Source organism: Eubacterium sp. BIOML-A2 (assembly GCF_009680135.1).
Lineage (GTDB): Bacteria > Bacillota > Clostridia > Lachnospirales > Lachnospiraceae > Faecalicatena > Faecalicatena contortus_B.
Map to the genome: position 1 here is coordinate 1 of NZ_WKZK01000043.1, position 12,952 is coordinate 12,952.

Annotated in this window: 12 protein-coding genes; 10 read left to right on the forward strand and 2 right to left on the reverse strand. The window is 50.2% G+C overall.

Annotated elements, in window-relative coordinates; all coding sequences use genetic code 11:
• The first annotated feature begins 244 nt into the window (after positions 1-244).
• From GKG43_RS14905 to GKG43_RS14950, 10 genes are all read left to right on the forward strand, one after another.
• Positions 245-1,789, forward strand: a complete 1,545-nt coding sequence (locus GKG43_RS14905; protein WP_055153936.1) for an ABC transporter substrate-binding protein — start codon at positions 245-247, stop codon at positions 1,787-1,789.
• Between the two features lie 83 nt (positions 1,790-1,872).
• The gene (locus GKG43_RS14910; RefSeq protein WP_050641687.1) at positions 1,873-2,811 is read left to right on the forward strand and encodes an ABC transporter permease; all 939 of its coding nucleotides are present in this window, start codon (positions 1,873-1,875) and stop codon (positions 2,809-2,811) included.
• A 4-nt stretch (positions 2,812-2,815) separates the two neighbouring features.
• Positions 2,816-3,661 (forward strand): ABC transporter permease, encoded by an 846-nt coding sequence (locus GKG43_RS14915; RefSeq protein WP_173020115.1) that lies wholly within the window; start codon positions 2,816-2,818, stop codon positions 3,659-3,661.
• Positions 3,658-4,482, forward strand: a complete 825-nt coding sequence (locus tag GKG43_RS14920) for an ABC transporter ATP-binding protein (protein WP_055153934.1) — start codon at positions 3,658-3,660, stop codon at positions 4,480-4,482. Before GKG43_RS14915 ends, GKG43_RS14920 begins: the two co-directional genes overlap by 4 nt.
• A gap of 1 nt (position 4,483) precedes the next feature.
• A complete protein-coding gene (locus GKG43_RS14925; protein WP_129879278.1) occupies positions 4,484-5,140 on the forward strand; it encodes a dipeptide/oligopeptide/nickel ABC transporter ATP-binding protein in 657 nt (218 codons plus the stop codon).
• Positions 5,127-5,873 carry a tRNA pseudouridine(38-40) synthase TruA gene (truA, locus tag GKG43_RS14930; RefSeq protein WP_129879279.1) on the forward strand — a complete coding sequence of 249 codons (747 nt, stop codon included), beginning with the start codon at positions 5,127-5,129 and terminating at the stop codon, positions 5,871-5,873. The genes GKG43_RS14925 and truA overlap by 14 nt, the downstream gene beginning before the upstream one ends.
• A gap of 118 nt (positions 5,874-5,991) precedes the next feature.
• Positions 5,992-6,750, forward strand: coding sequence for an exodeoxyribonuclease III (locus GKG43_RS14935; RefSeq protein WP_050641683.1), 759 nt, complete (start codon positions 5,992-5,994; stop codon positions 6,748-6,750).
• A gap of 27 nt (positions 6,751-6,777) precedes the next feature.
• Positions 6,778-8,016, forward strand: coding sequence for a CobW family GTP-binding protein (locus GKG43_RS14940; RefSeq protein ID WP_129879280.1), 1,239 nt, complete (start codon positions 6,778-6,780; stop codon positions 8,014-8,016).
• Positions 8,017-8,077: 61 nt separating this feature from the next.
• Positions 8,078-9,025: a GTP-binding protein gene (locus GKG43_RS14945; protein WP_129879281.1), complete on the forward strand. Its 948-nt coding sequence runs from the start codon at positions 8,078-8,080 to the stop codon at positions 9,023-9,025.
• A 130-nt stretch (positions 9,026-9,155) separates the two neighbouring features.
• Positions 9,156-10,115, forward strand: coding sequence for a carbohydrate kinase (locus tag GKG43_RS14950; RefSeq protein WP_050641680.1), 960 nt, complete (start codon positions 9,156-9,158; stop codon positions 10,113-10,115).
• A 469-nt stretch (positions 10,116-10,584) separates the two neighbouring features.
• Here GKG43_RS14950 and GKG43_RS14955 read toward each other — a convergent pair whose 3' ends face one another.
• Together GKG43_RS14955 and GKG43_RS14960 are read right to left on the reverse strand one after the other, a co-directional pair.
• Positions 10,585-11,412 (reverse strand): C39 family peptidase, encoded by an 828-nt coding sequence (locus GKG43_RS14955; protein WP_050641678.1) that lies wholly within the window; start codon positions 11,410-11,412, stop codon positions 10,585-10,587.
• Between the two features lie 324 nt (positions 11,413-11,736).
• Positions 11,737-12,756 (reverse strand): NAD-dependent epimerase/dehydratase family protein, encoded by a 1,020-nt coding sequence (locus tag GKG43_RS14960; RefSeq protein WP_050641677.1) that lies wholly within the window; start codon positions 12,754-12,756, stop codon positions 11,737-11,739.
• Positions 12,757-12,952 lie beyond the last annotated feature (196 nt).

Genomic DNA, 12,952 nt, shown 5'->3' on the forward strand with positions numbered 1-12,952 from the left:
TTCAGCGTACCCGCCTAGCCGGCAGCGGCTGTTCTAGAAACACTTAGCAGCACGGGTGCATATCGCAACGGCATATATAGCCCCAGCGCCTCCCCGGCCTCCCTGTCATGAAGCGTCCCCATCCGTCGACAAGTCTAAAACTAGCCAACTAAATCCCGATTTAAAGGCTTGCCAAATTGCCCCAAATCCTTTACAATTAAGTCGACAATTTAATAATGAAGGTTATTTGAAGAAGGAGACAAACATGAAGAGAAGAGTAACAGGGATTCTTTTAGTGCTCACTATGGCTGTAACTGTTGCACTGAGCGGATGTTCAGGTGACAAGGAGAAGCAGAAGTCAACGACGGAGAATAAACTTTCAGGAAACCCAGTCGAGGGCGGGAGTATCAAGGTAGGTATATCCCAGGATTTAGACAGTCTTGACCCACATAAAGCAGTTGCGGCAGGAACAAAAGAGGTTTTATTTAACATTTATGAAGGCTTGGTTAAGCCGGACAAAGATGGTAATTTAATTGAGGCCGTGGCGAGCGATTATGCAATTTCGGATGATGCAAAGGTGTATACATTTACTTTGCGTGATGGGGTGAAGTTCCATAATGGGAATGACGTAACGGCGGAAGATGTAAAATATTCGATAGACAGATGCGCTGATACGTCAAATGGTGATCCATTGGTATCGGCGTATTCTATTATAGAGAGTGTGAATATTCTGGATGATAAGACCGTGGAAATCCGCCTCAACGAACCGAATACGGAATTTCTTGCCTATATGACGACTGCGGTGATCCCGAAGGATTATGATGCCCTGGAGACAGCTCCGGTGGGAACGGGGCCGTTTAAGTATGTGTCACGCAGCCCTCAGGAAAATGTGGTTCTGGAGAAAAATGAGGATTACTGGGGAGAGAAGGCGCATCTGGACAAGGTGGAGTTTAAGATTGTGGCGGATGCGGACATGCTGGTGACCAATCTCAAGGGCGGTTCTATTGACATGGCAATGCGTCTGACTTCCAGCCAGGCGGCGGAGCTGACGGATGGTTTTCATATAGAAGAGGGCACCATGAACCTGGTGCAGGCGCTGTATCTGAATAACGATGCCAAACCCCTGGACAATGAGAAGGTGAGGCAGGCGCTGTGTTATGCTGTTAATCCGGATGAAATCATGGATATGATGGCCGACGGAAAAGGCGTGCGCATCGGTACGAGCATGTATCCCGGATTGAAGAAGTATTATGATGAAGAATACGCGCACTATTATGAGCAGGATTATGAGAAGGCAAAAGAACTGCTCAAAGAGGCGGGATATCCGGATGGTTTTGATCTGGAGATTACCGTCAGCTCTGCGGACCAGCCGCATGTAGATACGGCTCAGATTATTGCGGAAGAATTGAAGAATATCGGTGTCAATGTGACGATTAAGCCGATTGAGTGGGAGGCATGGCTGGAAGATGTCTATGCTAACCGCGATTTCCAGTCCACCGTAGTGGGTGTCGACGCATCCAATCTGTCCGCCCGCGCGATGTTGGAAAGATTTACATCCGACAACAGCGGCAACTTCATTAACTTTAAGGATGCGGAGTATGACAGCAAATTCAAAGAAGCCATCTCTGCCGTTGAGGAAGAAAAACAGACGGCGCTTTATAAGGAGCTGGAGGGGATTCTGGCTGAGAAGGCTGCCAATGTATATATCCAGGATCTGGCTAATCTTGTGGCCATCAGTGATAAATACGACGGATATACATTCTATCCGCTGTATGTGCAGGATATGGCGTCAATTTATATGGTGGAATAGATAGAATTGTTACGGAAAATACACATTCAGATGCAAATGGGGCATAATAGGATGAAAGTCTTTTAAGCTCCGGGGAGGTAAGTATGAAATTTGTTTTAAAAAAAATAGCAGGTCTTATAATCGCATTATTAATTGTCAGCGTACTTGCCTTCCTCGCGTTTGAAGTAATTCCCGGGGATCCGGCCAGGTCGATTCTGGGTACGGAAGCTACGGAGAGCAAAGTCCAGGCTCTGCGGGAGGAGATGGGACTGAACCGTCCCCTGCCGCAGCGTTATGGACAGTGGGTGAAGGATTTTGTCACAGGAGATATGGGAACGTCTTATTCTTACCAGGTTCCGGTCAGAGAAATGATTGGGGATAAAGTACCCATTACGGCAGCAATGACTTCGATGGCATTTGTCTTTATCCTGTTGTTTTCCATACCGGTCAGCCTGCTGAGTGTGAGATATGCGAATAAATTTGCGGACAGGCTGTTTTTGGTTTTAAATCAGATTACCATGTCGGTTCCGCCATTTTTTGTTGGCATTATCTTTACTGTATTATTCGGGCTTACGTTTCGGCTCTTTACACCTGGGGGATATGTGCCTTATACGGAGAGTGTGGGCGGCTTTCTGGGTTATCTGGTTCTGCCGTCCATTGCAATAGCGCTTCCAAAGGCGGCAATGACAACCAAGATGCTGAGGAATTCTCTGTTGGAGGAAATGCACAAGGACTATATACGTACAGCCATGAGCCGGGGCAACAGTCCGTGGAGAATGCTGGTCAGGCATGCGTTCCGTAACGGGATACTTCCCGTTGTTACGTTTCTGGGGATGGCAATTGCAGATATGATAGCCAACAGCATTGTGATCGAGCAGGTCTTTGGGATACCGGGGCTTGGCCGGACTCTGATTTCCTCAATTTCATCGCGGGACTATCCGGTGGTGGAAGCGGTGATTGTCCTGATAGCAGTTATTATACTGGTGGTCAATGTGATTGTGGATCTGCTGTACCGGAAACTGGATAAACGGATTGAGATTTAGGGGTATGAAAGTGAAGAAGCAGCGAATAAAAAATGGGAAAATGGGAAAAACTGGATATAACTTTACATTTGGCATAGTGCTTACCATCATCATGGCAGCCCTGATTGTGCTCGGCTTTTTCTGGACCCCTTATGATACAGAAGCTATGCAGGGGTCCGTGAAACTGAATGCGCCGTCGCTTTTGCACATTTTCGGAACAGATCAGTTTGGCCGTGACATATTCAGCCGAGTACTTGCGGGAGCAGGCAGTACTTTTTTGATTGCAGCCGGCACGATATTGATCGGCGGCGGGATCGGGATTATCGTGGGAGCGGTAACCGGGTATTTCGGGGGCTGGCTGGACGAGGGGCTGATGCGGGTTAATGATGCCGTGGCGGCTTTTCCAAGCGTGCTGCTTGCACTGGTCATCATTACCGTGTGGGGAACCGGGAAATATAAGGTTATGCTGGCTCTTGGAATTGCATTTATCCCCAGCTTTGCCAGAATTGTGCGGGGAGAATTCATGCGCTGCCGGGAGGCGGACTATGTAACCAGCGCCAGGCTGATCGGGGTATCTGCCCCGAGAATCCTATTTGTGCACATCCTTCCGAATATTCTGCCGGCGCTGCTTTCTGCACTGACGATCGGATTTAATAACGCAGTGCTTGCGGAAGCGGGCTTAAGCTATCTGGGAATCGGCGTGCAGCCGCCGGATGCCAGCCTGGGAAGAATGTTGTCGGAATCCCAGACGTATCTGGCAAGCGGACCGTGGTGCGCGGTATTTCCCGGGCTGTTCCTGGTACTTATAGTGCTGGGGGCAGGAATGCTCGGAGAAGGGATTCTGGACAGGTTCGGAGGTGGAAGATCATGATGAGAGTAGAGAACTTGTCCATCCATTTTGGAGAGGGCGGTGAAACGCAGGAGGTTGTGCGGGGCATTTCTTTCTGCCTCCAGGATGGTGAAATCCTCGGGATCGTCGGAGAATCCGGGTCCGGAAAAACCATGACAGCGCTGACAATTGCGGGGCTTTTGAAGGAGCAGGCAGTACTGGATTGCGGCAGTATTTTTCTGGATGATACAGATCTGCTGAAGCTGTCTCCAAGACAGATGAGAGACATCCAGGGCAGGGACATCAGCATGATATTCCAGGAGCCGATGACAGCCCTGAATCCTACGATGAAGATCGGCAGACAAGTGGAGGAAGCGCTTGTGCTGCATACGAAGCTTTCAAAGGAAGAACGCAGGCAAAAGGCGGTGCGGGCGCTTCAGGATGTGGAGCTGGAAGATCCGGAGGCCCTGTACGGGAAGTATCCCCACGAACTGTCCGGGGGCATGCGGCAGAGGGTTATGATTGCAGCTGCTATTGTATGCAGGCCCAGGGTGCTGATCGCGGATGAGCCGACAACGGCGCTGGATGTGGGGACACAGGACAGCATTTTAAAATTGCTGAAAAAGCTGAATCAGAAATATCATATGGGGATCCTGTTCATCTCACATAATCTCCGGGTGGTCAACGAGCTGTGCCGCCGTGTGCTGGTCATGAAAGACGGGGTGATCGTGGAGGAGGGGGCAGCCGGAGATATCTTTGAACATCCCGGAACGCCTTATACAAAAGAACTGGTTGCAGCGATTCCGGGCAGGACAAAGAGCACTGCTTTTTATAAACTCCTGAGAGCAAAGGCAGGTGAGTGAAATGGCGGAGAAGGTACTGGAGCTGAAAGCTGTAAATGCATATTACAAAGAAGGAAAACGAAAAAAACAGGTACTGGAAGACATAACATTTGCACTATATGAAGGAGAGATTGTCGGACTGGTCGGCGAAAGCGGCAGCGGCAAGTCTACATTGTGCAAATGTATTCTGGGGCTGCTCAGGGAATACGAGGGCGAGATCATTCATTATACAGAACACCCCCAGATGATATTTCAGGATCCCTTTGGTTCCCTTAATCCGAAGAAGACCATCGGCTGGATTCTGGAAGAGCCGCTTAAGATCCGTGGGAGATATTCCAAAGAAGAACGCAGAAAAAGGGCGGAGGAAATGCTGATGCAGGTGCACCTTCCGAGGGAGTTTTACCGGCGCTATCCGCGGGAATTGAGCGGAGGGCAGCGCCAGCGGGTAAGCATTGCGCTGGCACTCATTACGGGAACCAGATTCATTCTTGCCGATGAGCCTCTGTCTGCGCTGGACGTGACGGTACAGGCGCAGATCATAGAGTTGTTGAAAGAACTGCAGAAAAAAGAAAAGATATGTTACTTGTTTGTATCTCATGATTTGGATGTGGTCAGCATGCTGTGCAGCAGGGTGCTCTTTTTAAAAGACCGGAAAGTGGAGGAATATGCGGACATATAAATTGACGGTAGTATATGACGGCAGCCGGTACCAGGGCTGGCAGAGGCAGAAAAGCACGGAGAGAACCATTCAGGGAATTCTGGAAAGGGCAGTCTCTGAGGTCACGGGACGTGAAACGGAGATTAACGGCTCCGGCAGAACCGACGGAGGCGTGCATGCCAAAGGGCAGACCGCCAGTATGGTGCTGCCCGGCAAAGTGGAAGAAACGGGATTCTGCGCGAGCCTGAACGAAGCGCTGCCCGAGGATATCCGTGTGAAGGAGATGACGCTCGTCAAAAACGGGTTCCATGCGCGGTTCAATGCGAAAGGGAAACGCTATGAATACTTTATTGACACCAGGGAAAAACCAGATGTTTTTACCAGGAAATATTGTTTTCATTATCCGCATGAGCTGAATATTTCTGCAATGGAAGAAGCTGCGGGGTATCTGATCGGAACACATGATTTTGCAGGATTTACAGATAAAAAAGATGAAATAACCACAATACGGACAATTTATGATATAATCATTGAGAAACAGGACAGCAAAATAAGGATGGAATATTATGGGACAGGCTTTTTATACCATATGGTCCGTATTTTAACAGGGACGCTGTTGGAGGTCGGCACGGGTGAGAAAAGACCCGAGGAGGCTGCTGCGGCGCTGGAATCGGGAAACCGGGAGTATGCGGGATTTCTGGCTCCGGCCAGGGGACTGTTTCTGAAGGAAGTTTACTATAATAAGGGCAGATAAAAATGTGTATTCATTTGGATGGAGTCGGATTACGGGGAAGGAGAGAGTTCTTTGTTCCGGTTGTCCGGCTTTTGTATATTTGAAATAAGACTGCTCCATAAAAGATAAGGAGGTTTATATGAAGTTTATTTCGTGGAATGTGAATGGAATCCGTGCATGTGTGCAGAAGGGGTTTCTGGAATTCTTCAGCCAGGCGGACGCGGACATCTTCTGCATACAGGAAACTAAAATGCAGGAAGGGCAGCTTGAGCTGGAACTGGACGGCTATCACCAATACTGGAACTATGCGGTGAAGAAGGGATATTCGGGGACGGCGGTATTTTCAAAGACAGAGCCGCTTTCCGTGGTAAATGGTATCGGAATTGAGGAACACGATCAGGAGGGGCGCGTGATCACGCTGGAGTATGATGATTTTTACTTTGTTACGGTTTATACGCCGAACTCCCAGAATGAGCTTGCACGCCTGGATTACCGGATGAAATGGGAGGACGACTTCCGCGCCTGGCTGAAAAAGCTGGAAGAGAAGAAACCGGTTGTCGTGACGGGCGATATGAATGTGGCGCACAAAGAAATTGATCTGAAGAATCCCAAAACGAACCGGAAGAACGCCGGTTTTACGGATGAGGAGCGGCAGAAGTTCACGGAGCTTTTGGAGGCGGGGTTTATTGATACGTACCGGTATTTTTATCCGGAGCAGGAGGGGGTATACTCCTGGTGGTCCTACCGTTTCCGTGCCCGCGAGAAGAATGCGGGGTGGCGCATCGACTATTTCTGTGTGTCCGAATGCCTGAAGGACAGGCTGGTAGATGCGGGGATACTGACAGACATTATGGGATCGGACCATTGCCCTGTTATGCTGGAAATGAACGAAAAGTAATCACTGAGAGATTAGGAGGCAGTCATTGTGACGAAAATAGATATTATATCCGGCTTTTTGGGCGCCGGTAAGACTACATTTATCAAGAAGATGCTGAAAGAGGCGTTTGGCGGGGAACAGGTCGTACTGATTGAGAATGAATTCGGCGAGATCGGGATTGACGGCGGTTTTCTGAAGGAATCCGGGATCGAGATTCGGGAGATGAATTCGGGATGTATCTGCTGTTCACTGGTCGGTGATTTTGGAAAATCCCTGAAGGAAGTGGTGGGAACTTATCACCCGGACCGTATCCTGATTGAGCCGTCCGGTGTTGGGAAGCTTTCGGACGTGATCAAAGCCGTGCAGGATGTCCAGGAGGAGATCGACGCGGAGCTGAACAGCTTTACGACCGTGGTTGATGCCATGAAGTGCCGGCTGTACAGAAATAATTTCGGGGAATTTTTCAGCAATCAGGTGGAATATGCCGGGGCTATTATTTTGAGTCGTACAGATAAGGCTCAACCGGAGAAAGTGGAGGAGAGTTATCAGATCCTTCGGGAATTGAATGAGAAGGCTCCGATTATTACCACGCCGATTGCAGAACTGCCGGGGGATAAGCTGCTGGAGACGATGGAACACAGTAAAACGCTGGAGGAAGAACTGCTGGCGGAGATCATGTGTCCGGAATGCGGAGGACATCATGAGCATGGGGAGAGCTGCGGATGCGGGCACGACCATCACCATGAAGGACGGGGATGCTGCCATGAAGGGGACGGGCACCATCATGAGGAAGAGGGGCATAGTCACGGAGAAGGCTGTGGGCATCATCATGAGGAAGCTGGGCATAGTCACGGAGAAGGCTGCGGGCACCATCATGAGGAAGCTGGGCATAGTCACGGAGAAGGCTGCGGGCACCATCATGAGGAACATGAGCATCGCCATGAGGAGCACGCAGATTCTTGCGGCTGCGGCCATGACCACCATCACCATGACCACGGTCACCATCATGCGGATGAGGTGTTCTCAAGCTGGGGAAGAGAGACGATTAAGACCTATACAAAAGAGGAAATTGAGCATATTTTGAAGACTCTCGAATCCGATGAATCATTCGGAGTCATTCTGAGGGCAAAAGGGATGGTCGCAGGGGAAAACGAGTGGATTTATTTTGACATGGTTCCCGGGGAGCACGAGGTGCGCAGCGGTGCCGCCGAGTATACAGGCAGAATCTGTGTAATCGGTTCAAATCTGAATGAAGAAAAACTGGCGGAACTGTTTGGCGTAAAATAAGCAGGAGCCTGACGGCGGCCTGTGCGGGAACAGGCTGCTGTAAAGATTGGAGAGATTAAATATGACAGAACCTGATGTAATGGTATATCTGATGACAGGATTCCTGGACAGCGGTAAAACAGAATTTCTAAAGTTTACACTTTCACAGGATTATTTCCAGATCGAGGGAACCACACTTCTGATTCTCTGTGAGGAGGGCGAAGTGGAGTACGATCCGCAGGAAATGCTGGAGTACAACGTGAGAATTGAGCGTGTGCAGGAACAGGCAGACTTGACGGAGGCATGGCTGGAGGAAATGGACGGTAAGTATCATCCGGAGCGTGTTGTGATTGAGTATAACGGGATGTGGAAGGTCAGTGATTTTGAGAAGATGAAACTTCCCGAGGGCTGGGGAATCGAGCAGAAGCTGACAACCGTGGATGCCAGCACATTCCAGATGTATCTGACGAACCTGAAGCCTCTGTTTGTGGAGATGGTGCGGGATTCCGAGATGGTGGTATTTAACCGATGCACGGACAGAAAGCCTCTGGCTGGGTACCGGAGGAGCGTCAAGGTCGTGAGTCCCCAGGCGGAAGTGATATTCGAGGATGAAAACGGGGAAGTGGAAAATATTTTCCTGGATGAGGTTCCCTATGATCTGGATGCACCGGTTATCGAGGTGCGGCGGGAAGACTACGGGATCTGGTATGTGGATGTGATGGAACATCCAAAACGGTACAAGGGGAAGACGGTGGAATTTACGGCGCGGGTACTGAAGCCGAAGGGATTTCCGTCAAAAGTATTCATGCCGGGGCGTATGGCAATGACCTGCTGCGCAGATGATACGACATTTCTCGGATATGTGTGTAAAAGCCCCTACGCCCCTAAGCTCAAAAAAGGACAGTGGGTGAAGATCCGGGCTAAGATCGGGTTCGCAAGAGTGTCTGTATACGGCGGTGTTGGTCCGGTTCTGGAGGCAGAGCACATAGAGGACGATGAGGCAATTGAGGAACTGGTTTATTTCAATTAAATGGTTACTGTACACACCCTTTGGGCGTGCACAGTAACATGAAATGCACGCTGGAGTTTTATAAAAGGATTGCAGAAAGATTTGATTTGCGTTAAAATTATAACAAATACAGGAATAAGGAGATAGGTCTATGGAAAAGCAATTTGATGTAATCGCAATGGGAGAACTGCTGATTGATTTTACAATGAATGGTGAGAGCGAACAGGGAAACAACATGTTCGAAGCATGTCCCGGCGGCGCTCCCTGCAATGTGCTTGCCATGTTGAATAAACTGGGAAAAAAGACGGCATTTCTTGGAAAAGTGGGGCAGGACCAGTTCGGGGTTCTGCTGAAAAATACGCTGGATGAGGCGGGGATCGATACTTCTAATTTAAAGATGGATGCGGATGTCAATACGACGCTTGCTTTTGTACATACCTTTCCTGACGGGGACCGGGAGTTTTCTTTCTACCGCAATCCGGGTGCAGATATGAAGCTGACGGCGGACGAGATTGACGCAGAATTTTTAAAGAAAGCAAAGCTGTTCCATTTTGGCACCCTGTCCATGACGCATGACGGCGTCCGTGAGGCCACGAAAAAGGCGCTGGATATCGCGAAAGAGAACGGGCTTTTGATTTCATTTGACCCGAATCTGCGCCCGCCGCTCTGGAGTTCCCTGGAGCTTGCAAAGGAACAGATGGAATATGGTTTCCAGTTCTGCGATATCCTGAAGATCTCTGACAATGAGATTCAGTTCGTGTCCGGCAAAGAGGATTATGATGAGGGAATCCAGTATCTGCAGGAGAAATATCATATTCCGCTGATCCTGCTGACGCTCGGCAAAGACGGAAGCCGTGCCTACTATAAAGACATGCGTGTAGAGAGAAGCGGGTTTAAGATGGATACGATTGAGACGACGGGCGCAGGAGATACGTTCTGCGGAAGTTCGCTGAATTATGTGCTTGAGCATGGTATGGAGGATCTGACGGAGGAACAGCTGGGTGAGATGATGACCTTTGCAAATGCTGCGGCAGCTTTGATAACGACGCGGAAGGGAGCTATCCGTTCTATGCCTGAAAAAGAGGACGTTCTGGAAGTAATAGGACGGTAAGGAGGCAGTTGGCGAGCTTTCGTATTGTCGGCGGATGGAGGCGCAAAATGAAGGGATAGCCGTCAGCCTCCTAAGGGCACACATGCCGTTCCGATTTGCGGACACAGACCTAAGAAATTCTAAGAAGCAGCCAGCCGCGAAAGTGGGGCACGGGATGGCTGCTTCTAAGAATTTCTAAGGCCTGCTTTAGCAATTCGGAACGGCATGTGTGCCCTTAGGAGGCTGGCGGCTATCCCTTCATTTTGCTGGGTGCATCCAATCGGCAGTAAAGGTTGTCAACTGGGGGTGGCTTCGTAACGGGGGCAGCGTATTGAGTCGTTTGGTGTTATAGAATAGCAACGGTACATAGAAAAAGAAAGTTATATTTTATTCTGCAGCTCTGCTGCAGACCTGCCCCGAAGGGGCAGGTATTACGGGGTGCCCTTTGGGTATGGTTAATTCCACATTAGGTTCCGCTCGCAGAGCAGGATTATTTTTCCGGGCTGCCGCTGTCCGCAGGCAGCACAGCCAGCGCCTGGCTTCCCATCTCGAGATAACGCTGTTCTGCCACCGCCTTCTCATATCCTGTCACACCCCCGTCCTGGTTTGGATCGTTAAAATAGTAGTACTCCTCATCCCATCCCACCAGCAGCAGACAATGTTCCTCCGCCGGCCACGTAAAATACTTCCCCGTTTCCAGTATGGTCCACCCATTTCCTTCGTAGGTTGGCTGCATATCAATGGTCGCCCAGATGATCACCGGTATCTCCTGTCCGATGTATTTCTCCGTAATCTGCTTAAGGCGCGTTCCGGTCAGATCTTTCACCCGGTCCGCTCCTGCTGCCGCTGCAAGCGCATCATGAATCACCGGTGCAAAACAGCCAAATCCACTGCCGGTCCTTGGATCTCCGATAAAATAATAGTAGGGGCTGTTGCCGTAATACTCGCCGTCCTTTTCATAATAAGTCCCGATTCTCAGGTACTTGTCAATAAAGTCATCCACAGAAACATCAACCCCGGCATATTGAAGCGCCATGACAGCGGTCACGCTCTCACAGCCCGTTGGATAATCGTTCTGGCTCAGAAATGGAACTGGCAGGATCTTTTTCTCTGGCTGTGTTTCTAAAGAGCCGGACGGATCCTGCTTATCGCTTTCTCCCGCCCGGCTCTCTTCGATTGCCGTTTCTTCATTTCCTGCAGCAGCCGTGCCCCTTTGCCCTGCCTTTGTATACAAAATGCTGGCGGCCGCAATGCCTCCGATCAGTATGATTCTGAGCCGCTGCCTCCTATATCTGCTGTCTCTGCCATTTTCTGCCATTGTACACCGCTGTGTTTGCTTCTTATATATATTATAATCACCAGGGATTGTCCTATATTCTGAAGGATCTAAAAAAACGGAATACAAATTCTTTACTGTTGACACCCCAGCCAGTCTAGAGCGTGTCTGAAAATTGCTTGTTGCAAGATGTTGTCCCAGTTTGCGGGGTATTTACTGCCAAATACAGGAGGCGTAGTGGGCTACGCCCTCTGGATTTGGCAGTAAATAGACCGTGAAGTGGGGCGGTATCTTGCGGCAATGAATTTTCAGACACGCTCTAGGACAGATGCAGAGTGCTGGTTACACCGCCGCACCCGGCCGGTTCTATTTTTTGACGGAATGTTCCCGGAGCTGCCGTATCATATCAGCGATGGTCTGATGCAGAGGCCTGGGGTGGTATCCAAGTTCACGGCTGGCCTTCTCATGTGAAAAGTTTCCGTTGGAAGTCAGGGTATACATGGCATAGGGGGTGAACACGGGGGTTTTCTTCCAGCATTTATAGTGGAGCTGTGCAAAAGGGGCCGCACATTTGGCAGTCCAGGCTGGCAGGAAGAGACGGGGTTTTTTCTGTCCGGCGGCTTTTGACATTTCTGTGAATAATTCTTTCAGTGAGATAAAGCGGTTGGAGAGTATATAGCATTCCCCGCTTCTGCCTTTTTGGGCGGCCTTAATGGCCCCGGAAGCCACATCTCTTACGTCCACGAAGTCGTACCCGCCGTGTACGGCCACCGGCATGCCCTTTTTCGTATAATTGGATATCATATGCATCAGGCTTCCCGCCGGGCGCTCTGCGGGGCCTATAATCCCGGACGGATGTACGACGACTGCATCCAGCCCGCGTGCGGCACTGTCCAAAACATACTGGGTGGCCTCTGCCTTGGTCTTTGCGTAATATCCCGTGACGTGTCCGGGGGAAAAGGTCCGGATCTCGGAAATAACCTTATGCTGCGGCGCCTCGGGGATTGCATGAACGCTGCTTACATATACCAGGCGTTTGATATGGTGTCGGATACAGGCGTCCACCACATTTTTCGTGCCCTCCACATTGACGGCGTATACACCCGGTGTTTTCCCGCCGTAGATGGAGATCAGGCCGGCACAGTGGATCAGGATGAGATCCTCTGCCGGGCCGGAATCTTCCTGCAGAAAAAGAGGTTCCAGAGTATCCGGGAGGCAGACGTCCCCTGTGATCCAGGTGAGGTTTGGGGAAGAAGTACGGATCAGTCCGGCTTCGGAGGGCAGTATAAATGCCCGCACTGTATTCCCCTCTCTGACCAGTTCCGAAACGATATGGCTGCCAAGATGGCCGGCGGCTCCGGTAACGATATATATTGTATTTTTCATAATCAACACCTCCCGATCATGATGGAACATCCCTGATGTGCAGCGGTGAAATACATACTGCCAGGGGCAGGAATATTCTGCTGTCTGGGTGTTACTATTCACGGGGCCGTGCACCCCGCTGCACGGCATCCGAGCCATTAAAGTAATGGAGCCGGGCATCTGGGCCCTCGCCCCAGGCGACTTTAAATGGCCCAGA

What these genes read in the sequence shown, in the direction of transcription:
- GKG43_RS14925 (WP_129879278.1), top strand. Translation starts at nt 4,484, where the DNA reads ATGGCGGAGAAGGTACTGGAGCTGAAAGCTGTAAATGCATATTACAAA.
- GKG43_RS14905 (WP_055153936.1), top strand. Translation starts at nt 245, where the DNA reads ATGAAGAGAAGAGTAACAGGGATTCTTTTAGTGCTCACTATGGCTGTA.
- GKG43_RS14950 (WP_050641680.1), top strand. Translation starts at nt 9,156, where the DNA reads ATGGAAAAGCAATTTGATGTAATCGCAATGGGAGAACTGCTGATTGAT.
- GKG43_RS14935 (WP_050641683.1), top strand. Translation starts at nt 5,992, where the DNA reads ATGAAGTTTATTTCGTGGAATGTGAATGGAATCCGTGCATGTGTGCAG.
- GKG43_RS14955 (WP_050641678.1), bottom strand. Translation starts at nt 11,412, where the DNA reads ATGGCAGAAAATGGCAGAGACAGCAGATATAGGAGGCAGCGGCTCAGA.
- GKG43_RS14920 (WP_055153934.1), top strand. Translation starts at nt 3,658, where the DNA reads ATGATGAGAGTAGAGAACTTGTCCATCCATTTTGGAGAGGGCGGTGAA.
- GKG43_RS14960 (WP_050641677.1), bottom strand. Translation starts at nt 12,756, where the DNA reads ATGAAAAATACAATATATATCGTTACCGGAGCCGCCGGCCATCTTGGC.
- GKG43_RS14915 (WP_173020115.1), top strand. Translation starts at nt 2,816, where the DNA reads ATGAAAGTGAAGAAGCAGCGAATAAAAAATGGGAAAATGGGAAAAACT.
- GKG43_RS14910 (WP_050641687.1), top strand. Translation starts at nt 1,873, where the DNA reads ATGAAATTTGTTTTAAAAAAAATAGCAGGTCTTATAATCGCATTATTA.
- GKG43_RS14945 (WP_129879281.1), top strand. Translation starts at nt 8,078, where the DNA reads ATGACAGAACCTGATGTAATGGTATATCTGATGACAGGATTCCTGGAC.
- truA (WP_129879279.1), top strand. Translation starts at nt 5,127, where the DNA reads ATGCGGACATATAAATTGACGGTAGTATATGACGGCAGCCGGTACCAG.